Origin of the sequence: Streptomyces deccanensis (assembly GCF_022385335.1) — a bacterium.
Lineage (GTDB): Bacteria > Actinomycetota > Actinomycetes > Streptomycetales > Streptomycetaceae > Streptomyces > Streptomyces deccanensis.
In genome coordinates, this window is sequence record NZ_CP092431.1 from 8,011,318 (window position 1) to 8,034,266 (window position 22,949).

General features: G+C 71.9%; 20 protein-coding genes. 12 read left to right on the top strand and 8 right to left on the bottom strand.

The window, feature by feature from the left end:
• The 3 genes from L3078_RS35485 to L3078_RS35495 all read right to left on the bottom strand — a co-directional run bounded on the left by L3078_RS35485 (position 1) and on the right by L3078_RS35495 (position 3,750).
• Positions 1–438, bottom strand: a complete 438-nt coding sequence (locus tag L3078_RS35485) for a roadblock/LC7 domain-containing protein (RefSeq protein WP_033529461.1) — start codon at positions 436–438, stop codon at positions 1–3.
• Complete coding sequence (locus L3078_RS35490; protein ID WP_239758015.1) at positions 425–2,137, bottom strand: sensor histidine kinase; 1,713 nt, start codon at positions 2,135–2,137, stop codon at positions 425–427. The genes L3078_RS35485 and L3078_RS35490 overlap by 14 nt, the downstream gene beginning before the upstream one ends.
• 656 nt (positions 2,138–2,793) lie before the next feature.
• Positions 2,794–3,750 carry an AraC family transcriptional regulator gene (locus L3078_RS35495; RefSeq protein WP_239758016.1) on the bottom strand — a complete coding sequence of 319 codons (957 nt, stop codon included), beginning with the start codon at positions 3,748–3,750 and terminating at the stop codon, positions 2,794–2,796.
• 378 nt (positions 3,751–4,128) lie between these two features.
• Here L3078_RS35495 and L3078_RS35500 point away from each other — a divergent pair, with 378 nt between their 5' ends.
• The 5 genes from L3078_RS35500 to L3078_RS35520 all read left to right on the top strand — a co-directional run bounded on the left by L3078_RS35500 (position 4,129) and on the right by L3078_RS35520 (position 8,443).
• Complete coding sequence (locus tag L3078_RS35500; RefSeq protein WP_338059542.1) at positions 4,129–5,700, top strand: ATP-binding protein; 1,572 nt, start codon at positions 4,129–4,131, stop codon at positions 5,698–5,700.
• On the top strand, positions 5,697–6,110 hold the full coding sequence (locus L3078_RS35505) for a roadblock/LC7 domain-containing protein (RefSeq protein WP_239758017.1): 414 nt from the start codon (positions 5,697–5,699) through the stop codon (positions 6,108–6,110). The genes L3078_RS35500 and L3078_RS35505 overlap by 4 nt, the downstream gene beginning before the upstream one ends.
• Complete coding sequence (locus L3078_RS35510; RefSeq protein WP_239758018.1) at positions 6,107–6,499, top strand: DUF742 domain-containing protein; 393 nt, start codon at positions 6,107–6,109, stop codon at positions 6,497–6,499. The genes L3078_RS35505 and L3078_RS35510 overlap by 4 nt, the downstream gene beginning before the upstream one ends.
• Positions 6,477–7,079 carry a GTP-binding protein gene (locus L3078_RS35515; protein ID WP_239758019.1) on the top strand — a complete coding sequence of 201 codons (603 nt, stop codon included), beginning with the start codon at positions 6,477–6,479 and terminating at the stop codon, positions 7,077–7,079. Before L3078_RS35510 ends, L3078_RS35515 begins: the two co-directional genes overlap by 23 nt.
• A 68-nt stretch (positions 7,080–7,147) precedes the next feature.
• Positions 7,148–8,443, top strand: coding sequence for a cytochrome P450 (locus L3078_RS35520; protein WP_239760589.1), 1,296 nt, complete (start codon positions 7,148–7,150; stop codon positions 8,441–8,443).
• 341 nt (positions 8,444–8,784) lie between these two features.
• Here L3078_RS35520 and L3078_RS35525 read toward each other — a convergent pair whose 3' ends face one another.
• Positions 8,785–10,032, bottom strand: a complete 1,248-nt coding sequence (locus L3078_RS35525; protein ID WP_239758020.1) for a cytochrome P450 family protein — start codon at positions 10,030–10,032, stop codon at positions 8,785–8,787.
• A 196-nt stretch (positions 10,033–10,228) separates the two neighbouring features.
• Here L3078_RS35525 and L3078_RS35530 point away from each other — a divergent pair, with 196 nt between their 5' ends.
• Positions 10,229–10,618 carry a hypothetical protein gene (locus L3078_RS35530; RefSeq protein ID WP_239758021.1) on the top strand — a complete coding sequence of 130 codons (390 nt, stop codon included), beginning with the start codon at positions 10,229–10,231 and terminating at the stop codon, positions 10,616–10,618.
• 81 nt (positions 10,619–10,699) lie between these two features.
• Here L3078_RS35530 and L3078_RS35535 read toward each other — a convergent pair whose 3' ends face one another.
• Positions 10,700–11,131: a DUF6114 domain-containing protein gene (locus L3078_RS35535; RefSeq protein WP_239758022.1), complete on the bottom strand. Its 432-nt coding sequence runs from the start codon at positions 11,129–11,131 to the stop codon at positions 10,700–10,702.
• Complete coding sequence (locus L3078_RS35540) at positions 11,131–11,790, bottom strand: DUF6230 family protein (protein WP_239758023.1); 660 nt, start codon at positions 11,788–11,790, stop codon at positions 11,131–11,133. The genes L3078_RS35535 and L3078_RS35540 overlap by 1 nt, the downstream gene beginning before the upstream one ends.
• A gap of 736 nt (positions 11,791–12,526) precedes the next feature.
• Here L3078_RS35540 and L3078_RS35545 point away from each other — a divergent pair.
• The gene (locus L3078_RS35545; protein ID WP_239758024.1) at positions 12,527–13,180 is read left to right on the top strand and encodes a Tat pathway signal sequence domain protein; all 654 of its coding nucleotides are present in this window, start codon (positions 12,527–12,529) and stop codon (positions 13,178–13,180) included.
• 106 nt (positions 13,181–13,286) lie between these two features.
• On the opposite strand, the gene L3078_RS35550 is transcribed toward L3078_RS35545, so the two are convergent.
• On the bottom strand, positions 13,287–14,318 hold the full coding sequence (locus L3078_RS35550) for a lytic polysaccharide monooxygenase auxiliary activity family 9 protein (RefSeq protein ID WP_239758025.1): 1,032 nt from the start codon (positions 14,316–14,318) through the stop codon (positions 13,287–13,289).
• A 405-nt stretch (positions 14,319–14,723) separates the two neighbouring features.
• Between L3078_RS35550 and L3078_RS35555 the strand changes: the two genes are divergently transcribed.
• From L3078_RS35555 to cyc2, 4 genes are all read left to right on the top strand, one after another.
• On the top strand, positions 14,724–16,535 hold the full coding sequence (locus L3078_RS35555) for a S8 family peptidase (protein WP_239758026.1): 1,812 nt from the start codon (positions 14,724–14,726) through the stop codon (positions 16,533–16,535).
• Positions 16,536–16,919: 384 nt separating this feature from the next.
• Positions 16,920–17,441: a hypothetical protein gene (locus L3078_RS35560; RefSeq protein WP_239758027.1), complete on the top strand. Its 522-nt coding sequence runs from the start codon at positions 16,920–16,922 to the stop codon at positions 17,439–17,441.
• Positions 17,434–18,591, top strand: coding sequence for a damage-control phosphatase ARMT1 family protein (locus tag L3078_RS35565; protein WP_239758028.1), 1,158 nt, complete (start codon positions 17,434–17,436; stop codon positions 18,589–18,591). Before L3078_RS35560 ends, L3078_RS35565 begins: the two co-directional genes overlap by 8 nt.
• A 233-nt stretch (positions 18,592–18,824) precedes the next feature.
• Positions 18,825–21,047 (top strand): germacradienol/geosmin synthase Cyc2, encoded by a 2,223-nt coding sequence (gene cyc2 / locus L3078_RS35570; protein WP_239758029.1) that lies wholly within the window; start codon positions 18,825–18,827, stop codon positions 21,045–21,047.
• 39 nt (positions 21,048–21,086) lie between these two features.
• On the opposite strand, the gene L3078_RS35575 is transcribed toward cyc2, so the two are convergent.
• Positions 21,087–21,905 (bottom strand): CTP synthase C-terminal region-related (seleno)protein, encoded by an 819-nt coding sequence (locus L3078_RS35575; RefSeq protein WP_239758030.1) that lies wholly within the window; start codon positions 21,903–21,905, stop codon positions 21,087–21,089.
• A gap of 98 nt (positions 21,906–22,003) precedes the next feature.
• Between L3078_RS35575 and L3078_RS35580 the strand changes: the two genes are divergently transcribed.
• On the top strand, positions 22,004–22,888 hold the full coding sequence (locus L3078_RS35580; protein WP_239760590.1) for a LysR family transcriptional regulator: 885 nt from the start codon (positions 22,004–22,006) through the stop codon (positions 22,886–22,888).
• Positions 22,889–22,949: the final 61 nt, after the last annotated feature.

Here is a 22,949-nt window from a genome sequence, read left to right on the forward strand (position 1 = left end):
TCACATCCCCGCGCTGGACGGCGCGATGGTCGGGCGGCGGGCCGGCGTGGCGAGGAACGGCTGCACGGCCCGGATGAGCATGCCCATCTCGTAGCCGAGCGTCTCCGTGTGCGTGGACGCGTCCGCGGTGACCGCCAGCACGGCGCCGTGGCCCGCCGAGGCCACGATGAGGATGCCGTTGTGCAGCTCCACGATGACCTGGCGGACGGTGCCGCCGTTGCCCAGCACCCTGTCGTGACCGAAGGAACGGCCCAGGGAGTTGAGCCCGGAGGCTATCGCGGCCAGCCGGTCGGCGTCGTCGGTGCTCAGATCCACATGTGCCTTGCTCAAGCCGTCGGACGACAGCAACAGGACCTGCCGGGTACCGGGAACGGTCTTCTTGAGATTGTCCAGCAGCCAGTCGATGTTCTGCCCGGTGGGGTGGCTATCGCTCACCATGGTGGGGTTCTTCTCCTTGCGGTTGGGGCGGGGCCCAGCGCGCGTCGTCGACGGGGATCGCGTCGGAGGTCGCGCCGGCGAGACCGAAGCCTCGATTGATTCCGGCCAGGAGGCCGGGGCTGAAGTTCAGTTCCTGCTCGGTGGTGTCGGGACGCGGAGCGGGCCCCTGGCGGAGTTCGGGGGCCAGGTGTTCCATGGCGCGCCGCTTGGGCAGGTTCGGCCTGCCGGCTCCGCCGGGCCCGCCGGAGCCGTGCGGGGCAGCCGCCGGACGCTCGTAGCCGGACGGGCGGTACTCGGACCGTACGTCGGCGACGGGCTGCGCCCGCTCGTGCCGGGCGGCCGGCGGGGGCGGCGCGGGCGCGGCCGACCGCTGCGGCACGCCCGGCGGCGGACCGGCCGGGGAGGCGGTGCGGGGCGGGGGAGCCGCGTGCGCGTGGGACGGCGCGGCGGCCGGGGGAGCCGCGTGCGGCGAGGGCTGCCAGGAGGGCGCGGGCGTCTGCGCCGGCCGGGGGGCGGCGGGCGGCCGTGCCTGGGCCGGGGCCTGGAGGGGCGCCTGTCCCTCCTCGTCGCCCAGCAGACCCTGCGGGAGGACCAGGATCGCCTGCACACCGCCGTAGATGTTGCCCTGCAACTGGACCGCGATGCCGTGCCGGCGGGCCAGCGAGGAGACCACGAACAGACCGATGCGGCCGTCGGCGAGCAGCTTGGCGACGTCGATGCGGGCCGGGTCGGCGAGCAGCGTGTTGATCCGGTCCTGGTCCTCCTGGGGGATGCCCAGGCCGCGGTCCTCCACCTCGATGGCGATGCCGGCGGTCACCCGGCGGGAGCGCAGGAGGATCTGGGTGTCCGGGTGGGAGAACATCGTGGCGTTCTCGACCAGCTCGGCCAGCAGGTGGATGACGTCGGCGACCGCGTGGCCGCGCAGCGTGCCCTCGATGGGCGGCACCAGTTTGACGCGGGAGTACTGCTCGACCTCGGCGATGGAGGACCGCAGCACCTCGGTCAGCGTCACCGGGTTCGTCCACTGGCGACGCGAGACCGCCCCGCCGAGCACCGCCAGGTTCTCGGCGTGCCGGCGTATTCGGGTGGCCAGGTGGTCGATGCCGAAGATCCGGCGGAGCAGGTCCGGGTCCTCGACCTGGTTCTCCAGGTCGTCCAGTTCACGGATGGTGCGGTGGACGAGCGACTGGAGCCGACGGGCCAGGTTGACGAAGACCTCGACCTTGTCGCTGTTGTCGTCGGAGGCGGCCTGGAAGTAGCTCGCCGCCCAGACGAGCGCCTCCCGGGCCCGGTGCTGGGCCTCCGTGACGTCGTACTCCAGCTTCTGGTACGGGTCTTCGCCGCGCGAGGCCTGGTAGGCGAAGCCGCGCGAGAGCAGCTGTTCGCCGCGCTTGAGGCGGGCCAGGTCCTCCTCGAGCGCCCAGTTGCCGTTGGTGATGGCCTGCCGCAACGATTCGGCACGCCGCGCGTCGGACCTCGCCCGCTTCCTGGCCGACAGCACGGCTCCGGCCAGACAGCCGCAGCCGAGGACCGCACCGCCCGCCAGCACCCCCCATGTGGCGGCGTCGGCGGTGCCCTCCTGGAGCCGCAGGACCGTGCCCGTGACGGCGGTGGATATTCCGGCCATGAACGCGGCCGGAAGAACGGCGAGCCGGGTCAGTCGGGGCTGTGCTGCGGAGGAGTTCGCGGAATCCGACACCCCGGGCTTTCCGTGCCGGTGACGGGCCGGGGGCGTCGTCGTGTCCGGCCGACCGCGATCCGGGGTCGTCGCGAAGGGTGGGGGTTCAGGCATCGGAGTCCTCTCGATCAGCCAGTACGCGACAGAGTAGCGAAGAACGTCAACTATCTGACCAGCGGTCCTAGACGCTCAGGGGAGGTCTGTCACCTGAGGTGCCGTCAGCGCGGCAAGGGTCTGCGACGCCTTTCTACCGTCTCCGGCGAGGCCGCGCCGCAGCAGTTCTTCACACCTCGGCCACGGCGTCCCGTCGACTGTGAAAGAGGGGCTGCCCGGAGTGGGGGTCACCTGCGGATTCAGCCGTTCCGGCCGTTGTTCCCGGCCGTGGAGAGCGCATGATTCAGGCCAGAGCGCGCCGCGTTGCCTCGTGTCAACGACCCGCGGAACGAGGCGAGTCGGGTGCGAAAGGGGCGAGGTCGCACACGGTGGGCACGACGCACTCCAGGAACATTCACACCACGACGGCCGGAAAGTGACCGAGGTCGACCGACGGTCATGCTTTGACTAAGCTTTAGACTTCAATGGAACGACAGGGTGGATCGATGTAAGAGCCTACTCGGCGGCGTAGCGTCCGTCATGCCTCACCTGCCCGAACTCCGTTGTCCGCATCAGGAGTTGAGTCAACGTATGCTCTGCCGCATCTCCCGGGGGCTGACGCCGTAGCGTCGGCGGAAGGCCGTACTCAGCGCGCTCGCGGAGGAGAAGCCCGCGGAGTGGGCGAGATCCGTGATCGTCAGGTGCTCGCACTCCGCGCACAGTAAACGGTCCCGGACCAGCCGCAGCCGCTCCTCCCGGATCAACTCGCGGGGCGTGGTGCCCGCCTGCTGCAGGGCCAGTTGGATCTGACGCAGCGACCAGCCGAGGGCGCGCGCCACCGCCGTGCCCGTGAGGTTGGGATCGGCGGCGTGGTCGCGCACATAGCGGCGGACCATCGTCTCCACCTCGCCCAGCTGTCCCGGGGCGTCGGGGCGGTCGTCGCCGGCGGCCAGCATGCACACCAGCTCCACCACCCGGTCGGAGACGGCGTTGAACTCCGGGTCGGTGAGGTGCTCCCGCTCCTCGTACAGCCCGGTCAGCATCGAGCCGACGATACGGCCGAGACCGGTCGCGAGGTCCAGCCCGCTGGCCACCGGCGACCTGCTGTTGAGCCGGCCGTCCACCTCACGGGCCGGGATGGTGAGGATGAACGCGTCGATGGCGTCGCTCTGCAGGCACTGGAACGGGGACGCGAAGGTGACCAGGGCGGCCGTGCCCGGGGTCAGCCGGGCCTCCGCGCCGTCCTGTCGCAGCACGATCTCGCCGCTCGTCGGCAGCAGCAGCCGGTAGTCCTCGTCCGGATCCTGGCGCACCTGGCGCATCGTGCGGGTGTACTCGATCTCGTCGGACCGGTACTTCACCAACTGGTACGTGTCGGTGCGCTGCCGGACGGTCTCACCGCGGAAGTTCTCCGCCCGCGCGTATCCGAAACCCATCCGGGACTGGTACGAGCCGATCTGCTCGGTCCAGAAGTCGGCACGCTCACGCGGGGCCAGCTCCTCGGTGGTCAGCGCCTCGACGCTGTAACTTCCGGCGGGCAACGCTCTCCTCCCCGGTGCGGGCCCCCCGACGACGTCCTTGTCGTCTACGGCCCCCGTGGTCTCTTACGGCCCCCCGTGCGGAAGTTTTCAACTTCCGCTTGATCAAGAATAGTTATGGTCCGGTCGGACTCGGAGGGCACCCTAGCGTGGCAAGCGGTTGCCGTTCCGCCCGGGCCGAGTGGCCGGACATGCCAGGGGGAACCTCACCGCGCGCATCGCGCCCCTCGCGTCACTCATGCGCCCTGTGACAACTTCCCTGCGCGTCACGGAAAGTGCCGACGCGGTCGCGCCGCTAGCGTCGTGCGCTCCGTCAACTCCCGCCGGCGTCCCGGGACCCCCGGACGCCTGGGGACTTGAGGACGTTAGGACTCCTACTTCATGACCGAACCGATATCGCAGGCGGCGACCTGGGCCCTCGCGGCGGCCCTGTGCGCCACCGCCGTACTCCTGTTGCGCCAGCACGGGATCACCAGGCGGCAGCGCGCCAGGAACGCCGCCCTGGCCGATGACGTGCGGGCCCGGGAGGAAGAGCTGCGCCATCTGGTCACGGTCCGCCTGCCGGCTCTCGCCGATCACCCGGGCCAGGCCGTCCCCGGCGTCGGACCGCTCGACGACCGCCTCGCCGGCACGGAGTTCGGCAAGGGCCTCGAGGAGGTGCTCGTCCGCTTCTCCGGCGCCGTCGAGCACGCCCAGCACCGCGCCGACCAGTCCGCCAAGGCCGCTCTCAAGGCGTCCATGCGCTCGATCCAGGCCCTCGCCAACGAGCAGCAGATGTCCATCTCCGAGATGCAGGAGCGGCACGACGACCCCGACGTGCTGCGCGACCTCCTCGAAGTCGACCACACCAACGCCCAGTTCGGCCGACGCGCCCAGGCCATCGCCGTGCTCTGCGGCTCCTGGCCGGGGCGGCAGCGGTCCACTTCCCCGCTCGTCGAGGTGGTCCGGGGCGCCACCTCGCGCATCCGCGACTACCGGCGCGTCCGCGTCCACGGACAGGTCGACCTCGCGGTGGAGAGCCGTGCCGTGGAACCGGTCGTCCTCGCGATCGCCGAGCTCCTCGACAACGCCGCCCGGCACTCCCAGCCCAACACCACCGTCGAGGTGGACGTCCAGAACGTGCACAACGGCGCCTGCGTGGTCATCGACGACGCCGGGGTCGGCATGGACGCCCACACCGTGCAGCGCGCCACCCGGCTGCTCGCCGGGGACGGCGAGGTGGACGTGACCCGGCTCGACGACCCGCCCCAGTTCGGCTTCGCCGTCATCGGGATGCTCGCCCGGCGCTACGGGTTCACCGTCTCCGTGGACACCCGCTCGCCGTACGGCGGAGTCCGCGCCGTCGCGTTCCTGCCCACCGCGCTGCTCACCCAGCTGGAGCCCGCCACCCCGAAGCCACGGCCCGCCCCGGCGCCGCAACCACGGACCGCCCCGGCGCCGGCGCCCGTGACCGCCGACGGCCCGCGCCCGACGACCGTCGAGGCCGCGTCCGCCGAGACCGCCGAGACCGCCGAGACCACCGAGGGCGGTCTGCCCAAACGCCGCCGACGCACCCCCAGGCGGACCGCTGTCCCCGAGCCGGAGCCCACGACCCAGGCCGAGGAGCCCCCAGGCCGATCGCCCGAGGAGAACGCCCGCATCATGGGTGCCTTCGCCCGCGGCACCCGCTTCGGCCGGGCGGCGGGACGGATCCTCGACGAGGAGGAGTACGTCCGGGAACCCGCCCCCGACCGCGATGCGGCCGTGGACGCCGCCCACGACCGGGACCGGGACCGTGACGACGACGGTGACGGCGACCGGGGCCATGACGACGGCCGTGACCGCGCCCTCGACCTTGACCAGGACCGCCGCCGCGACGGCGACCGTGGCCCCGGCCCCGCTGTCGGTGATGACCTCGGTGACCGTCACACGCCGTCCGCCCCCCACCAGAACGAAGGGACCCCCCACGCATGATCGAGCCCACGAACAACGAGCTGGGCTGGATGCTCGACGACGTGCTGAAGGTCCCCGAGGCGCGGCACGCCATCCTGCTCTCCGCCGACGGCATGCTCCGCGCCCACTCCGCCGACATCGACCGCGACGACGCCGAGCGCCTCGCCGCGGGCCTCTCGGGACTGCAGTCCATCAGCCGCAGCACCTCGGAGTTCTGCGGCCCCGCCGACCGCCCGTGGCGGCAGACCCTGATCGAGTTCGGCCACGGCTTCGTCTTCCTCGTCGCGGCCGGCGAGGGCGCCTATCTCGCGGTCTCCACCGGCGACGAGGTCGACATGGAGGCGGTGACGTACCGCATGCACAAGCTCGTCGACCGGCTCGGCAGGGAACTGACCAGCCCGGCACGGCTGGACACGGGCAGCCGGGCATGACGCCCCGCCGGCCCCGGGGGCGACTGGTGCGGTCGTACGTCGTCACCGACGGCCGCGCCCACCCGACCCGCAACACCCTGGACCTGGTGACGCTACTGGTCGCCGCGACCGATCTGCCGCTGACCGGCCTCAACCCGGAGAAGCGCCGGGTGATGGACCTGTGCCGGCCCGGCTCGCTCTCCCTGGCCGAGGTGGCGAGCCACCTGGAGCTGCCGGTCAGCGTGACCAAGGTGCTGGTCGCCGACCTCATGGACAGCGGCCACATCGTCACCCGCGCTCCGTCCCCCACGCTCGAACAAAGGCGCGCCGGAGCAGCCCTCTCGGCCGCCCGGCCGTCCGACGCGAAAATCCTCCAGGAGGTCCTCGATGGGCTCCGCGCCCGCCTCTGACGCCGTCTATCTGCGGCCCACGGTGCGAACGGCGGCCAAGCTGCTGATCGTCGGTCACTTCGCGGTCGGCAAGACCACGTTCGTCGGCACGCTCTCCGAGATCCGGCCGCTGCGCACCGAGGAGGTCATGACCGCGGCCGGCGCGCTCGTCGACGACCTCGCCGGCACCCGCGACAAGACCACCACCACGGTCGCCATGGACTTCGGCCGGCTCACCCTCGACGACTCCCTGGTGCTGTACCTGTTCGGCACACCCGGGCAGCAGCGCTTCACCAAGCTCTGGCAGGACATGACCCGCGGCGCCCTCGGCGCGCTGGTCCTCGCCGACACGCGCCGGCTGTCCCACTCCTTCGACGTGATGGGTGTCCTGGAGGAGCTGGACCTGCCGTACGCCGTCGCCGTCAACGACTTCGACGGCGCCCCCGTGCACCATCTGGACGAGGTGCGCGAGGCCCTCGACCTGCTGGACGAGACCCCGTTGGTGCGCTGCGACGCCCGCGACCGGGACTCCTCCACCCGGGCGCTGATCGCCCTCGTCGAGTATCTCCTGGACCGCACGACCGAACTGGAGCCCGCGTGACCACCGCACCGCCGTCCGGCGCGTCCGATCCGTCGGGTCCGCCCCCGGGCTGCCCGGCCCACCGGCCCATGCACGGACCGGAGTTCGCCGCCGATCCGGCCGCGTTCTACCGGGGCGCGCGTACGACCGGACCGACCGCGCCCGTCGAACTGGCCCCCGGGGTACGGGCCACCCTCGTCACCTCCTACGACGCCGCCCTGCACGTCCTGCGCAGCACGGAGACGTTCTCCAAGGACCCCCGCCGCTGGAACGACCTCAACGACGGCACCGTCCCCCGGGACAGCCCCGTCGTGCCGATGATGATGTACCGGCCCAACGCCCTCTTCTCCGACGGCGAGGAGCACCGGCGGCTGCGCGGCGCCATCACCGACAGCCTCGCCCGGGTCGAGCCGCACACCCTGCGCGGCTATGTCGAACGCAGCGCCGACACCCTCATCGACCGGTTCACACCCACCGGCGAGGCGGATCTCCTCGGCGAGTACGCGCAGGTGCTGCCCCTGCTCGTCTTCAACCACCTCTTCGGCTGTCCGGCCGAGCTGGGGCTGAAGCTGGTCGAGGGCATGTCCGGCATCTTCGACGGGGTGGACGCGGAGCGCGCCGACGAACTGCTCAGCAGCACGCTCCTCGAACTGGTCACGCTCAAGCGGAAGAAACCCGGGCCGGACGTCACGTCGTGGCTGACCCTGCACCCGGCGAGGCTCACCGACGAGGAGATGATCCACACCCTCGTCGTCCTCATGGGCGCGGGCACCGAGCCGCAGCAGAACCTCATCGCCAACGGCCTGCGGCTGCTGCTCTCCGACGACCGCTTCGCCGGTGACCTGTCCGGCGGCAGCCTCCCCGTGGAGGACGCGCTCGACGAGGTGCTGTGGACCGATCCGCCGATGGCCAACTACGCCGTGCACTACCCGAGGAGGGACGTGGTGTACGAGGGCGCGTTGCTGAAGGCCGGTGATCCGCTGGTGGTCTCCCTGGCCGCCGCCAACACCGATCCCGCGCTGACGAACGATCAGCGCAAGGGGAACCGGGCGCACTTGGCGTGGAGCGCGGGCCCGCACAACTGCCCCGCGCAGAGCGAGGCCCGGCTGATCGCGTCGGTGGCGGTGGAGAAGCTCCTCGACCGCCTGTCCGACGTCGAACTCGCCGTTCCCGTGAATGAGTTGGAATGGCGCCCCGGCCCCTTCCACCGGGCCCTGGCCGCACTGCCGGTGACCTTCCCGCCGGCACCCGTGGCAGGCCGACCCCCACCCCGCAGACCGACCACCCCCCAGGCCCGGACCCGCCCCGCCCTCACCGAAGCCCCCACCCCGCACCACCCGACATCCCCCTGGACCCGCCTGCTGTCCTGGTGGCGCGGGGAGTGACGAAGCCGCACCTGCCGCGCGCCGGCCGACCTGGTGCGGAGACCGACGGGCGGGGACCGGGGTCGCGTGGGTGCCGGCTCGGTCGCGTGGGCGGGAAAGCCCCGCCGGCGGGCCGGTTCCGTCAGGCCGGCGCCGCCTCGGCAGGCGGTGCCGCGTCGTCGGGTCGATGCTGACCCCGCCCCGCGTGCTGACGTCGGCGGGGAGTTGGCCGGCTCCGCCGACCTGGTGCGGAGACCGACGGGCCGGTGCCGGGGTCGGGTGGGTGCCGGCTCGGTCGGGTGGGCGGGAAAGCCGCGCCGGGCGCAGGTGCATCCGGTCAGCGGGGTGGGGGGTCGGCCCCGTCAGGCGGTGCGGACCGGGAGGTGGCGGTGGCCGTTGGAGATGAAGGACTCCACGTGGCCCAAGTGGTCCTCCGCGGCGGCCAGTCGCAGTGTCGGGAAGCGGGTGAAGAGGGCCGGGAGGGCGATGCGGGCCTCCAGCCGGCCGAGGGGGGCGCCCAGGCAGTGGTGGACCCCGTGGCCGAAGGCGAGGTGTTCCTTGTCGGCCCGGGTGACGTCGAAGACGTCGGCGTCCTTGCCGTGCCGTTCGGGGCTGCGCCCGGCGGCCGCGTACGCGGCGAGGATCGGCTCACCCCGCGCGATCACCACACCCTCGGGCCCACCGAACTCGGCGAGGGCGAGGTCCTCCACGGCGTAGCGCAGCGGCAGGCTCGCGACCGGCGCCTGCGTCCGCAGCGTCTCCTCGATCACGTCGTCCCAGGTCGCCCGCCCCTCCCGGACATGCGCGAGCTGCTCGGGGTGGGTCAGCAGGGCGTGGACGGCCTGGTCGAGCAGATTGACCGTGGTCTCGTGCCCCGCGCTGATCATCAGCACCAGCGTGTCGATCAACTCCTGCTCGCTCAGCCGGGCGTCGTCCTCGTCGCGGGCGGCGATCAGCCCGGAGGCCAGGTCGTCGCCGGGAGTCTCCCGCTTGGCGGCGACGAGTTCGGCCAGCACCCCCTGCAGCCGCCCGAACGCGGCGGACATCTCCCCGGGATCGGCGGACGTGTCGAAGATCCTGTCCACCAACTCCCGCAGCTCCACGCCCCGTTCCTCGGGCAGCCCGAAGAGGTCGGTGATCACCTGGATGGGCAGCGGATAGCAGAACTCCTCCCGCAGATCGACGGACCCCCCGCGCCGGAATCCCTCCTCGATGCGGTCCAGCAGCCCCTTGGTGATCTCCTCGATACGCGGCTGGAGGGCGTTGGTGCGGCGCGCGGTGAACGCCTTGGCGACCAGGGTCCGCAGCCGTTTGTGGTCCCCGCCGTACGCGGTGAACATGTTCTGCACGGCCACCCACGTGAACAGCGGCCACTCCGGGGTGATCTCACCGGCGGCGAACCGCGGCCAGTGCTGCCGGGCGTCCTTCGAGACCCGCGCATCGGTCAGCAGCCGCTTGAGCAGCTCGGGGCTGCTGACGGCCCACGCCTCCACGGCCGGCGGCCCCGGCAGCACGACCCGGGTCACCGGACCCGCCTCGCGGATACGGGCGGCCTCACCGTGGATGTCACGGCCGGTCGGGTCGATCACTAAGGGGCTCGGGTGGCCCATGGGGTCCTCCTGGGTCGCGGACGGTCCGGCAGCGCAACGTGCAAGCCCGGTCACGCTACGGCTCGGCGGCGGCGCCGGGCGAGATCATGCGCCGCGCGCTGCGTACGGCGGCAACTTCCCTGCGCGTACTCGCAAGTCGGCTGCCGGGGCCGCTCCTAGGATCGGCCTCACCCCCCACGAAGAGCCGGTGAGTGCCATGACGGTCAGCAGGGCCCCCCGCTGGATGTGTACCTACAGCCCCGAAGTACGCACCGTGCCCGCCGGGCGCTGGTGGAACGCCGTACGGGTGCCGATGGCCCTCGGCAGCCTCGCCCTCGAGTCCCTCGGCGACGAGAGCGGCGCCGTCATCAAGGACGGCTACGGCGGCATCATGTACTGGCTGGTCCCGCCGGGCGACGCGTCCACCTGGCGCCTGCCCGACGTCCAGGTCCTGGGCCGGGGCAGCCATGTGGCCGTCCCGCCGCTGCGCCGCACCGCGGGGCCCGGCCTCTACTGGCGTGTCCCGCTCACCCACGACACGTACTGGACGAACACGGACCGCCTGCGCACGGCCCTGAAGGACGCGGCGGCGACGGCCGCCCACTGAACGCCGAACCCCGCACCCCCCAGGGGCGCGGGGAACTGCGCGAACAACCACGACGGACCGGTACTCGCCGAACGTCCGCGACTACCCGAGCCCCGCAGCGTGCTTCTCCGACTTCTCCGCAGCCTGAGCCCGCGCCGCCTTCTCGGCCCGCTTCGCCGCCCGCTTCTGACGGGGTTCCTGATCAGGCAGCCAGCCGAAGGCCAGCGTGCTGCCCACCGCGCCCATCAGCAGCCCCACGACGAACCCGCCGATGTTGGACGTGAGCCACGTGCCCAGCGAGAGCATGATCCCGAGGATGGAGTAGAACAGGCGCTGCGCCGGATTGAAGATGATCAGCAATCCGCACACGATCATCAGCGAGGGCAGGAGATAGCCCGCCAGCCCCTGCATTCCGATCTTCAGGATGACCGGGAGCGGCGCCTTCATGGTCAAGAGGATCTCGGCGCCGCCCAACGCCAGCAGCAGACCACCGGCGAACGGCCGGTGACCTCTCCATTCCCGGAAGTCGCTCACTAGTCGCAGCCCTCGCTCTCGAACCGCATGTGCAGGTCGGGGAGCTTGAAGACGGCCGCGGTGGCGGCGTAGTTGTGCTGGTACAGATCGGTGATCGTCACCGTGTCGGCCTGCTGGCCGTAGACACCGGGCTGACCCTTCTGGTCCACCTTGTCGAAGGTGCTGGAGTCCCGGCCGATCTCGATGTTGTTGAACGAGGCGTCGCCCGAGATGTCGTCGGAGTCGATCGCCAGGTTCTTCACGCTCACCGGCGTGCCCTTGTTGCCGGCGGTGAGAACCAGCTGGATGCCGCCGAGGTCGACGCTCTGGCAGAGGTTCGTCAGCTTGCCGTTCTTCACGACCGAGGTCACGACCAGCACCTGACCGCCGGTGTCACCCTCGTTGGGGCTGTTCTCGATCATGTGGTCCAGCGCGCCGAACTGGGCGAAGCCCTCACCGTCGAGCTTGTCGGCGGTGACCACGAACGGCATGCCGGAGATGGCGAACTGGACACCCAGCGCGCCCTGCGCGGTCATGATCATCAGACCTGCGGCGACCGCCGTGGCCGGCACCGCCATCACCGCGGCGCGCTTCAGACGGACCCGCCCGCGTCTTCCGGACGCTTCGGGACCCTCGGGTCTTTCGTTGGTGGACGCCGTGGCGTCCGAGGACGAGGCCATGTGTGCTCCCTGGACTTCCAAGTCATTGCAGTTGGGGCAACGGCACGTTGTCCTGGCGCGGACAGCGGTTGCGACGCACGCCTGAGAGCACCTCCCGTGGTGCAAGGGCTTACTTGCTACGCCGCAGTAGCCATTCGGGAAGTTACCGGTGGTTACATTCAAGGGTCAAGGTGCTTGTGGCAAAAGGATGTTGGTTGTGCCCTCCCTGTGAAAGGTGAACATCTCTCACCTTTGGTTTTGCCTCCGAAGGCCCCCGGATCCGGCCAACCCGCAAGCGGTTCCCGCTCATCAACTTGCTTACGATGCCTTGACGTTGACTCTTCCTCAGGTCTACAACTCTCCCGGGTTTCCCCCACGGATCCGTGGCGCCGGATCCGACGCGCAGCGTCTGTCACCGTCCCGCACTCCCCGTCGCCGACGGGGCGTGGGTGACCACTTCCGAACGCGCTGCGCGGCCCACGCAGCACCACCCCTCGCCGCGGTGCCGGGCACGGTCGCCTTCCCCTCCACTGGGCCGTGTTCCCGGACCCCGGCTGTCGCTGTCGATCCGTCACGTACGGAGAAGGCGTGCCACGGATCGGCAGCGGCCGTCACGCGCCGTGCGGCATCGCCGCGTCACCCCGCGCGAACGGTGACCCCTCGCGCGCGATCACCCCAGCCCACGCCTCGTCGTGGGCCGTCACCCGCACCTTCCGAGGGCCTCGTCGGCCCTCACTTCCCGAGAAGAGGCACCCCCATGCGTACGCGATCCCTCCTTGCCCTCGCCGCCGGCACCGCCGCCCTGATGGTGTCGGCCATCAGCCCCGCCTCCGCCGCCGACACCGTGCTCACCACCGGCGGCCCCGCCGGTGACGCGGTCGCGGTCGGCGACGTCCTCAGCGCCTCGCTGGCCTCCGGCACCGCCGCCACCTTCTACTCCAGCGCGACGGGCACGAGCGGCGTCTCCTGTGCCGCGTCGACCTTCACCGCCACCGTCACGGACAACCCGGCGGCGCCCGGCACCGCCACCGAGACCGTGGACGCGCACACCTTCGGCAGCTGCACCAGCAACGTCTTCGGCGTGACCGGCGTCAACAGCGTCACGGTCAACAACCTGCCCTACACCACCGCCGTGACCTCGGACGGTGTCGTCACGGTCAGCCCGGCCTCGGGCTCGGTCCTCCAGACCACCGTGGTGCTGCGCACGCTGCTGGGCACCATCAACTGCGTGTACCAGGCGCCCAGCATCACCGGAACCTCCGACAACACCGACAACAGCATCAACTTCGTCGCCCAGGCCTTCACCAAGACCTCCGGCTCCTCGCTCTGCTTCGCCAACGGTTACTTCACGGCGAAGTACGCGCCCGTCACGGACACCAACCAGGGCGGCGCGACGGTCTTCACCAACTGACCGCGCGAGCAGGTCGGTCACCGGTCCGGCGGTCGGTGACCGGCCCGGGGCACTGATCGGTTCGCCCGAGCCGGTGCCCCGATCGGCGGCCCGGTCGCTTGCCCGATCAGCCGTCGACGCGAGAGCGGCGCCCTCGTCCGCGGAAGTGGAGGGCGGCGCCCACGGCGAGCACCAGGGCCGTGGCGCCGCCCGCCACCAGCAGCGGTACGGAGGTGCCGCTCTCGTCGGTAGTGGAGGCGACGGGGCTGCCGGGGTCGGCCGCCCGCGCGTCGGCCCCGGTGTCGTCGGAGTCGGTGGCCGGTGCCTCGGTGGACCGTGCCGGCGTCGGCGTCGCGGGCTCGGACCCGCCGTCGCCCGGCTTCTGGTCGCCCGCTGTCCCGGCGGCCGGATTCTCGTCCGCCGCCTCCTCGCCCCCGGCCGGCGTCCTCTCCGAACTCCCGCCGCCCGCACCGGAGTCGGCCTGCTTCGCCTTCGGGAACACCACGTCCGAGCACGAGTAATAGGTGTCGACCGTGCTCGTGTTCTGCCAGATCGTGTAGAGCACATGGCGCCCGGTCCGATCGGTCGGCAGTTTCGCCGAGAACCGGTACGAGCCGTTCCGCAGCGGCGGGTCGGTGATCGAGGCGAACGGCTGCTCGGGCAGGTCGGACCACGTCAGCGGCTTCGCGGGGTCGTACCCCGGCTTCGTCAGGAACAGCTTGAAGGTCCCGGTGTGCGGAATCGTCGTCCGGTACGTCAGATCCAGCGTGGTGCCGGGGGAGAGACGGGTCGAGGGCCAGTCGGCGCGGGCCAGGTCGAGCCCCTTGTAGTCCGCGAGCCCTCCGCTGCACAACTGCCCGTCGGGGACGACCTCCCGGTCCCGCCCGTTCACCCCGGCGATCCGCATGTTGTCCCAGGCGGTGAAGGGCGCCCCGTTCGCGGCGACGGCGGCCCGGCACGCCGCCGAGGCCTGACTGCCGCCCTCCGGCGAGCACGCCGAGACCCGGCTCACCGGGTCCGTCGGCGCACCGTGCGCCCAGGCCGGACCGCCGGCGCCCACGGTGAGGAGCAGCGGGGCCACCACGGTGGCTGCGGCGGTCGTGACGGCGCGGCGGCCGGTGCCTGCGGACAAGCGGTACATCCGGTACGTCCGATCCATGGGTTCGAGTGGCTGACGGTCCACGGTGTCGTACGGGACCCACGGAGTCGTACGGGACCCGCGGACGCCGCGTTCAACGGTGCGCCTCTGTTCGACCGGTCGGATCCGGCCATGCGCCGTGCCGGGGGAGAGGGTCGGCAAACCCGGCGAAGCGGCACATCGGGCCCCGACTCCCGGGCGGCGTAGGGGAGTTCCTAGGGGGTCGAGGGTTTTCCCCGTATCCCCATGACCTGGGCTTTGCCTAATGTCATCGCACAGCCGAACCACAGGTAACCCCTGGTGGAAGGCTCGCGCTCGGCCGGTCTTTCAGCGCCATCCCTTTCTGGACCCCCCCGCCGCTTCGATGAAGAAGCGTTTCACCGCCGCTCCTCCCCTGACATGAGCAGGCCACGAAAGGCGAAGCCCTTGCGTACTTCCCCCTCTCGCACCGCTGGACGGAAGCTCATATCCGTCGCCGCGGTCTCCGTCGCCCTGGTGGCGGGCATGACCTCCTCGGTCGCCGTCGCCCAGGCCCCGTCCGCGAAGGCCGACGCCGCCCCCGCCGTGGCCGGCGCCGCCGAGGCCGCGCCCGGCACCGTCGCCGAGCGCCTGATCGTCGGCTACAAGTCCGGTGCCGCCGAGGCCACCTCGAACAAGGCCGCCGACGCCGACGCCGCCGCCAAGGGCAAGGAGGCCGGCGAGAGCCTCGACTTCCAGCGCCGCCTCGGCAGTGGTGCCGCCCTCGTCGACCTCGGCGAGGACCTCACCAAGACGGACGTCGCCGACGTCATCTCCGAGTACCGGGCAGACCCGCAGGTCGCCTACGTTGTCCCGGACCGCCTGAACAAGCCGCAGGCCACCCCGAACGACACCGAGTACACCAAGCAGTGGGACCTCTACGAGTCCACGGCCGGCATGAACCTGCCGGGTGCCTGGGACAAGACCACCGGCACCGGTGTGACGGTCGCCGTCATCGACACCGGTTACGTCGCCCACTCGGACCTCGCCGCGAACATCGTCGGCGGCTACGACTTCATCGCCGACACCACCGTCGCCAACGACGGCAACGGGCGTGACAGCAACCCGGCCGACCCGGGCGACTGGACCGCGGCCAACGAGTGCGCCGCGGGCGAACCGGCCAGCACCTCCTCCTGGCACGGCACCCACGTCGCCGGCACCATCGCCGCCGTCACCAACAACAGCAAGGGTGTCGCCGGCATCGCCTACGGCGCCAAGGTCTCCCCGCTGCGGGTCCTCGGCAAGTGCGGCGGCTACGACTCCGACATCATCGACGCCATCACCTGGGCGTCCGGCGGCACCGTCTCCGGCGTGCCCGCCAACACCAACGTCGCCAAGGTCATCAACATGAGCCTCGGCGGCAGCGGCGCCTGCACCACCGCGACCCAGACCGCGATCAACGCCGCCGTGAACCGCGGCACCACGGTCGTCGTCGCGGCGGGCAACAGCAACGCCAACGCGGCCAACTACTCGCCCGCCAGCTGCTCCAACGTGATCTCGGTGGCGGCCACCAACCGCGCCGGCGCCCGCTCGTACTACTCCAACTTCGGCTCGGTCGTCGACATCGCTGCCCCCGGCGGCGAGACCCGCACCGTCGAGACCGGCGGCATCCTGTCCACGCTGAACGCCGGCACCGCCGGCCCGGGCAGCGAGTCGTACGACTACTACCAGGGCACCAGCATGGCCGCCCCGCACATCGCGGGCCTCGCCGCGCTGCTGAAGTCGGCGAGCTCCGCGCTCACCCCGGCCCAGATCGAGTCCGCGATCAAGACCAACTCGCGTGCTCTGCCGGGCGCCTGCTCGGGCGGCTGCGGCGCCGGTCTCGCCGACGCGGCCAAGACGGTGCAGGCGGTGACCGGTGGTGGCACCACGGGGGGCACCACCTTCACCAACACCACGGCCGTCTCCATCCCGGACAACGGCGCGGCGATCGAGTCCTCGATCTCCGTCACCGGCCGCACCGGCAACGCGCCCTCGGCCCTCCAGGTCGGCGTGGACATCACCCACACCTACCGCGGTGACCTGGTCCTGACCCTGGTGGCCCCGGACGGCTCGACCTACCCGCTCAAGGCCTCCAGCTCGGACTCCGCCGACAACCTCGTCACCACCTACTCGGTGAACGCCTCCAGCGAGGTCGCCAACGGCACCTGGAAGCTGCGGGTCCAGGACGTCGCGGCCGCCGACACCGGCCGCCTCAACAACTGGAAGCTGACCTTCTGAGGCCTGGGCCGCCAGGCCCGCACCCCGGCCGCAGGGCCGGACCGATGGACCGCCACCCCCACTGCGCGGCGGCCGACCGATGCGAGCGGGCATCGGTCGGCCGCCTGCTGCATGCGTGGCGGGCGTTAGCGTATGCGCATGGCGACAGAGAAGTTCGAACCACGTATGACGCCGACCGGGGGGCCATACGAGGCGCCGAGCGGGGAATCGCGGAAGGCGTCGGCCGGGGGATCGCACGGGGCGCCGAGCGGGGGACCGTACGAGACGGCGACCGGGGGATCGCAAGGGGCGTCGGCCGGGGTGCCGGACGTGGCGTCCGCCGGGGAGTTCGGGGCGGCTCCGCTCATGGTGGTGTGCCCCCGCTGCGGAGCTTCGGGCCCGTCGGTGCGTACGGTTCCCGACGCCTGTGCCGCCCCCGACGCCCCGGCCTCCGGCCTCTCCGACCGGCTGGCGAAGGCCCCGGGCACGGAGTCGCGGTTCGACAGCGTCCTGCACTTCCTGGAGGGCATGGTCCTGGCCGCCGTCTGCGCGGGCCTCGCCCAGCACGGCGTCCAGAACGACAAACCCCTCTTCACGATCGGCGGCGCCGTCCTCGCCGTCCTCCTTTTCGTCGGCACCCTGTGGGTGATCCGCGGCGAGGCCCGCGAACGCGCCACCGTCACGGCGGGCAGGCCCCGCGCCGACGAACTCTGGACCCCCGCCCACCACTGCGCGTCCTGCGAGTCCGTGTTCTACCCCACCGGCAGCCCGTGGCCGGGCCCGCTGACGACGGACCAGTTCAGGAAGTACGTCTGGACCGAGGCCGGCTACGGCAAGCAACTCGACGAGCGCCTGCGGCAGTTGGAGCTCCCACCCCGGGCGCCCGCCGGCCCCGCCGCTTCCGGAGGAGCCCCCGACCATGCCTGACAACGCCCCCGTGATCCGCGGCGACGACCCGGCCTCCTTCCCGCACAGCGTCCTCGCCGAACGGCACCCCGCCCTCGTCCGCAAGGTCCAGGAAGCCACACCGTACGGCCCCGAACAGCGCCGCGCGCTGGACGCGTTGCTGCGGAACACCCTCCACGGCACCGTGGAGCCACCGGCCGACGACGACTGGTGGGACACCTGGAACGCCCGCCGCTACGCCGGCCGCTCCTGGTTCTCCCTCCCCTTCCTGGCCGCCGAGAGCTGCTTCTACCGCCAACTCCTGCGTGCCGTCGGCTACTTCGACTCCGGCCCCTGGCAAGGGGTCGACCCGTTCCGCCCCTTCAAACTGGCCGAACTGGACACGCCCGAGGCCGCCGCCGAACTCACCGCCCTCGGCCCCCTGTCGGAGCGCCCCCTTCCCTACCAGCTGAGCGCACTCCTCCACGGCTCCCTCTGGGGCAACCGGGCGGACCTCGGCTTCCGTCTCCAGAGCACCGAGGAGACATCGGCCGACTCCCCGCTGGTCGCCGACGACAGCGAGGCGCTGCTCACCCTGCTGACGGGCCCGGCCGACGGCGCCACCGGCCGCACGCTCTGCCTGGTCGCCGACAACGCGGGCCGCGAACTGATCCCCGACCTCCTCCTCGTCGACCACCTCCTCACCCACGGCCACTTCCACCGCGCCGTCCTGCACCTGAAGCCGTACCCGTACTTCGTCTCGGACGCCACGACCGCCGACACCCTGGACGCGGTGCGCCACCTGGTCGCGGCCAAGACCGACGCGGGGCACCGCCTCCACACCGCGCTCTCCGAGGGCCGCCTGACCCTGCGCACCCACCCCTTCTCCTGCGCCCCGCTGCCCTACGCGGACATGCCCGCCGACCTGCGCGCGGACTTCGCCTCCGCCGACCTGACCCTGATGAAGGGCGACCTCAACTACCGCCGCCTCGTAGGCGACCGCCGCTGGCCCCCCACCACCCCCTTCACCGAGGTCACCGCCTACTTCCCCACCCCGGTGGCCGCCCTCCGCACCCTCAAGTCGGACGTCATCACAGGCCTCACCCCCGAGACGGAGACCACCCTCAACACAGCCGAGGGCGACCGTTGGCGCAGCAGCGGAACGAGGGCCCTGATCCAGCTCAGGACCTAAGGCCGACCGATCCCTGGGGGGAGCGGGGCGCAGCCCCCGCTCCCACCCAGGGGCGCGGGGAACTGCGCGCCCAGCCCCCACCGGACGGACGCTTGGGGGTCGAAGGGGCGCAGCCCCTGGGGATGGGACGGGTAGGGGCGGCGGGGGCGGAAAACTCCCCCACTTTCACGCGATGGTGTGATCATGTGCGCCCATCCGGATGCCGGCCGGAGGCCGCGGGTAGGGCCACGCCCATGACGCAGCCGTTCGAACTCCCGCACTTCTATCTGCCGTATCCCGCACGGCTGAACCCCCACCTCGAAGAGGCCCGCGCGCATTCCTCCGTGTGGGCCCGGGAGATGGGCATGCTGGAGGGCTCCGGCGTGTGGGAGCAGGCGGACCTGGACGCGCACGACTACGGCCTGCTGTGCGCGTACACCCACCCCGACTGCGACGGTCCGGCGCTCTCGCTCATCACCGACTGGTACGTGTGGGTGTTCTTCTTCGACGATCACTTCCTGGAGCTCTACAAACGCACCCAGGACCGCCCCGGCGGCAAGGCCCACCTCGACCGGCTCCCGCTCTTCATGCCGCTGGACCTCTCGACCCCCGTACCGGAGCCGCGGAACCCGGTGGAGGCGGGCCTCGCCGACCTCTGGGCGCGTACGGTGCCGTCGATGTCGATGGACTGGCGCCGCCGTTTCGCGCTGGCCACCGAACACCTGCTCAACGAGTCGATGTGGGAGCTGTCCAACATCAACGAGGGCCGGATCGCCAACCCGGTCGAGTACATCGAGATGCGCCGCAAGGTGGGCGGCGCGCCCTGGTCGGCCGGTCTCGTCGAGTACGCGACCGCCGAGGTCCCGGCCTCCGTCGCGGGGACGAGGCCGCTCAGGGTCCTGATGGAGACGTTCTCCGACGCCGTCCATCTGCGCAACGACCTGTTCTCGTACCAGCGGGAGGTCGAGGACGAGGGCGAGAACAGCAACGGCGTCCTCGTCCTGGAGACCTTCTTCGGGTGCGGCACCCAGCAGGCCGCCGAGACCGTCAACGACATCCTCACCTCCCGGCTCCACCAGTTCGAGAACACCGCGCTGACCGAAGTCCCCGCGCTGGCCCTGGAGAAGGGCCTCACCCCGGCCGAGGTCGCCGCCGTCGCCGCCTACACGAAGGGCCTCCAGGACTGGCAGTCCGGCGGCCACGAGTGGCACATGCGGTCGAGCCGGTACATGAACGAGGGCGCCGAATCCGCACGCGGCCCACTCGACCTCGGCGGCGCGGTCCTCTCCGGCCCCGCCCTGGTCGGCCGCACCGGGTTCGGCCGCGCCGGGTTCGGTACGTCCGCCGCCGACGTGGGGGCCCTGCTCGCGACCGCCGCGGCGGAGCGCCTGCGCGCCCACGCGCATGTGCCGTACGAGAAGGTCGGGCCGTCCCTGCTGCCCGACTTCCACATGCCGTTCCCGTTGCAGCTGTGCCCCCATCTCGACGGCGCCCGGGGCCGCCTCACCCCCTGGATGCACGCGATGGGCATGCTGAGCGAGGGCGTCTGGGACGAGCAGCGGCTCGCCGCCGCCGACCTGCCGCTCTGCGCCGCTGGCCTCGACCCGGACGCCACCCCCGACCAACTCGACCTCAGCTCCCAGTGGTTGGCCTGGGGCACCTACGGCGACGACTACTACCCCCTCGTCTTCGGACACCGCCGCGACCTCGCCGCCGCACGCCTGACCACGGCCCGGCTCTCCGACTGCATGCCCGTCGACGGGGAGCCGGTCCCCGCCCCGGTCAACGGCATGGAACGGGGCCTGGTCGACCTCTGGGCCCGTACGACGGCGGCGATGACCCCCGACGAGCGGCGCGGCCTGAAGGCGTCCGTCGACAAGATGACCGAGAGTTGGGTGTGGGAGGTGTTCAACCAGATCCAGAACCGGATTCCCGACCCGGTCGACTATCTGGAGATGCGGCGCGCCACCTTCGGCTCCGACATGACCCTCAGCCTCTGCCGGATGGGCCACGGTCCGCAGATCCCGCCCGAGGTCTACCGCAGCGGCCCCGTCCGCTCCCTGGAGAACGCGGCCATCGACTACGGGTGCCTCATCAACGACGTCTTCTCCTACCAGAAGGAGATCGAGTACGAGGGCGAGGTCCACAACGCGATCCTCGTCGTGCAGAACTTCTTCGGCTGCGACTACCCGACCGCGCTCGGGGTGATCCATGACCTGATGACCCAGAGGATGCGCCAGTTCGAGCACGTCGTCGCCCATGAACTCCCGGTCGTCTACGACGACTTCGCGCTGTCGCGGGAGGCGCGCACCATCATGGACGGCTATGTGGACGACCTGCGGAACTGGCTGGCCGGCATCCTCAACTGGCACCGGAACGTCGACCGGTACAAGCCCGAGTTCCTCGCCCGCCGGGCCCACGGCTTCGTCCCGGACCGCCCACCGGTGCTCTCCTTCGCCCCGGCGCACGCCGGCTGAGCCGGTGACGGCCGGTGCACGCCGTCGGCGTCGACCGGTTCACACCGGCTGACGCGTCGCCGCCCGGGTCGCGTGCTCGACCGCCGCCCGGGCGAACGCCCGCACGATCGGGTGCGGGCGGCTGCCGTCACCGGCCAGCTCCGGCTGGAACAGCGTCGCCAGGAAGAAGGGATGGCCCGGGAGTTCGGCGATCCGGACGTGCCCGTCCTCGTCGTGCCCGGAGAACCGCAGACCGTGGGCGCGGAGCGTGTCGAGGTGGCGGGTCGGCCCGTACGCGCAGAAGTACCGCTCCACCGACCGCTCGGCGTTCATCACGGACTGCGCGAGCGAGCCGGGTTCGATGACGACCGTCCCCTCGTGCCCGACCAGGGAACACGCGAGCGGCTCGATCAGGAAGTCCTCGGCGCCCGGCTCGTTCTCGGCGTGCGCGACCCGGGTGAGCCCGCAGACGTGCCGGGCGTACTCCAGCAGCGCGTGCTGGAAGCCACCGCACGTGCCCAGGAACGGGATGCCCTCCTCCCGCGCGGTCCGGATCGCGGAGAGCACGCCGGCCTCGCTGCGGTACGGGCTGCCCGGCACCACCCACACCGCGTCGAACCCCCGTACGGCCGCCGCGTCGTCGGCGGCGTCCTCGGAGGGGATCCAGTACGCGTCGAGCACCAGCCGGTCGTGTCCGGCGAGCGCGTCGAGGAGGAGCGGGATCCGGCTGTGCGCGACGACGTCGGGCGACCGGTCGCCGACGACGGCCAGCCGTGCGGGCCGGGCGGACGGGGCGGACCGGCCCGACGGGGCGGACAGGGCCGACGGGGTCGACGGGGTCGTACGGGAAGAGGCGGACTGCGCCACGTTGTTCGTCATGCCCGCCATCCTGGGCGCGGCCCCGACTTCACGTCCAACGATGATTTCTGCACCCCCGATAAGCGTCCCTGATGGCCCGGTGGGTGATGCTGTCCGCCATGGATCCGCATCTGCTGCGTACGTACGTCACCGTGGCCCGGCTCGCCTCCTTCTCCGAGGCCGCGCGCGAGCTGGGCTACACCCAGTCCGCGGTGTCCCAGCACATCGCCGCCCTGGAGCAGGACCTCGGCGCCCCGCTGCTGACCCGGCGCCCCGTCCTCCCGACGGCGGCCGGCGAGCGGCTCCTCGAACACGCCGGGCCGCTGCTGCTGCGTCTGGAGGCGGCCCGCGCCGACGTCGTACGGATCGCGTCCGCACCCGAGCACGGGCTGACGCTCGCGGTGACGCCGACGGCACTCGGCCCCCGGGTCGTCGCCGCGCTGCCCGCCGCCGGGGTGACCCTGCGGACCCTCGCCCGCGACGAGATCCCGGCGGCCGTCGCCACCGGCGCCGCCGACCTCGGCCTGGTCGACGGTCTCGCCGCCCCCAGCGACCCCCTCCGGCTCCCCGACGTGGCACCCCTGACCACCCGGGGCGTCGGCGAGGAACCCGTCTGCGTCCTGCTCCCCGCGGACCACCCCTTCGCACGCCGCCCCGGCCTCCGCCTCACCGACCTCGTCGACGCCCGCTGGCTCGACGCCCCCGGCGCCGGCCTGCCGCTGGACCGGCTCCGCACCGCGAGCGGCACCGGCGGTGTCCGCACCGCCCTGCGCTACGAGGGCACCGACCTGCGCACCCTCACCACCCTCGCCGCCGCCGGACACGGACTGACCGTCCTGCCGCGCGGCTTCGCCGCCGACGTCCCCGGCGCGGTCGCCGTCCCCCTTGTCGCGCCCCGTCTCGTGCACCGTACGGAGATCGTCCACGGCGGTACGCCCGGCGGAGCGGCGGCGGCACTGGTGCGGGAGCTGACCGGACCGGGCCACTCTGAACGCTCGATGTGACGGGGCGTCAGTCTCACTCTTTCGTGGCTCGTCGAGCCGCGGTGCCCCGGGTAGGTCTCCC

What these genes read in the sequence shown, in the direction of transcription:
- L3078_RS35485 (WP_033529461.1), bottom strand. Translation starts at nt 438, where the DNA reads ATGGTGAGCGATAGCCACCCCACCGGGCAGAACATCGACTGGCTGCTG.
- L3078_RS35500 (WP_338059542.1), top strand. Translation starts at nt 4,129, where the DNA reads ATGACCGAACCGATATCGCAGGCGGCGACCTGGGCCCTCGCGGCGGCC.
- L3078_RS35505 (WP_239758017.1), top strand. Translation starts at nt 5,697, where the DNA reads ATGATCGAGCCCACGAACAACGAGCTGGGCTGGATGCTCGACGACGTG.
- L3078_RS35510 (WP_239758018.1), top strand. Translation starts at nt 6,107, where the DNA reads ATGACGCCCCGCCGGCCCCGGGGGCGACTGGTGCGGTCGTACGTCGTC.
- L3078_RS35515 (WP_239758019.1), top strand. Translation starts at nt 6,477, where the DNA reads ATGGGCTCCGCGCCCGCCTCTGACGCCGTCTATCTGCGGCCCACGGTG.
- L3078_RS35520 (WP_239760589.1), top strand. Translation starts at nt 7,148, where the DNA reads ATGCACGGACCGGAGTTCGCCGCCGATCCGGCCGCGTTCTACCGGGGC.
- L3078_RS35525 (WP_239758020.1), bottom strand. Translation starts at nt 10,032, where the DNA reads ATGGGCCACCCGAGCCCCTTAGTGATCGACCCGACCGGCCGTGACATC.
- L3078_RS35530 (WP_239758021.1), top strand. Translation starts at nt 10,229, where the DNA reads ATGACGGTCAGCAGGGCCCCCCGCTGGATGTGTACCTACAGCCCCGAA.
- L3078_RS35540 (WP_239758023.1), bottom strand. Translation starts at nt 11,790, where the DNA reads ATGGCCTCGTCCTCGGACGCCACGGCGTCCACCAACGAAAGACCCGAG.
- L3078_RS35545 (WP_239758024.1), top strand. Translation starts at nt 12,527, where the DNA reads ATGCGTACGCGATCCCTCCTTGCCCTCGCCGCCGGCACCGCCGCCCTG.
- L3078_RS35550 (WP_239758025.1), bottom strand. Translation starts at nt 14,318, where the DNA reads ATGGATCGGACGTACCGGATGTACCGCTTGTCCGCAGGCACCGGCCGC.
- L3078_RS35565 (WP_239758028.1), top strand. Translation starts at nt 17,434, where the DNA reads ATGCCTGACAACGCCCCCGTGATCCGCGGCGACGACCCGGCCTCCTTC.
- cyc2 (WP_239758029.1), top strand. Translation starts at nt 18,825, where the DNA reads ATGACGCAGCCGTTCGAACTCCCGCACTTCTATCTGCCGTATCCCGCA.
- L3078_RS35575 (WP_239758030.1), bottom strand. Translation starts at nt 21,905, where the DNA reads ATGACGAACAACGTGGCGCAGTCCGCCTCTTCCCGTACGACCCCGTCG.
- L3078_RS35580 (WP_239760590.1), top strand. Translation starts at nt 22,004, where the DNA reads ATGGATCCGCATCTGCTGCGTACGTACGTCACCGTGGCCCGGCTCGCC.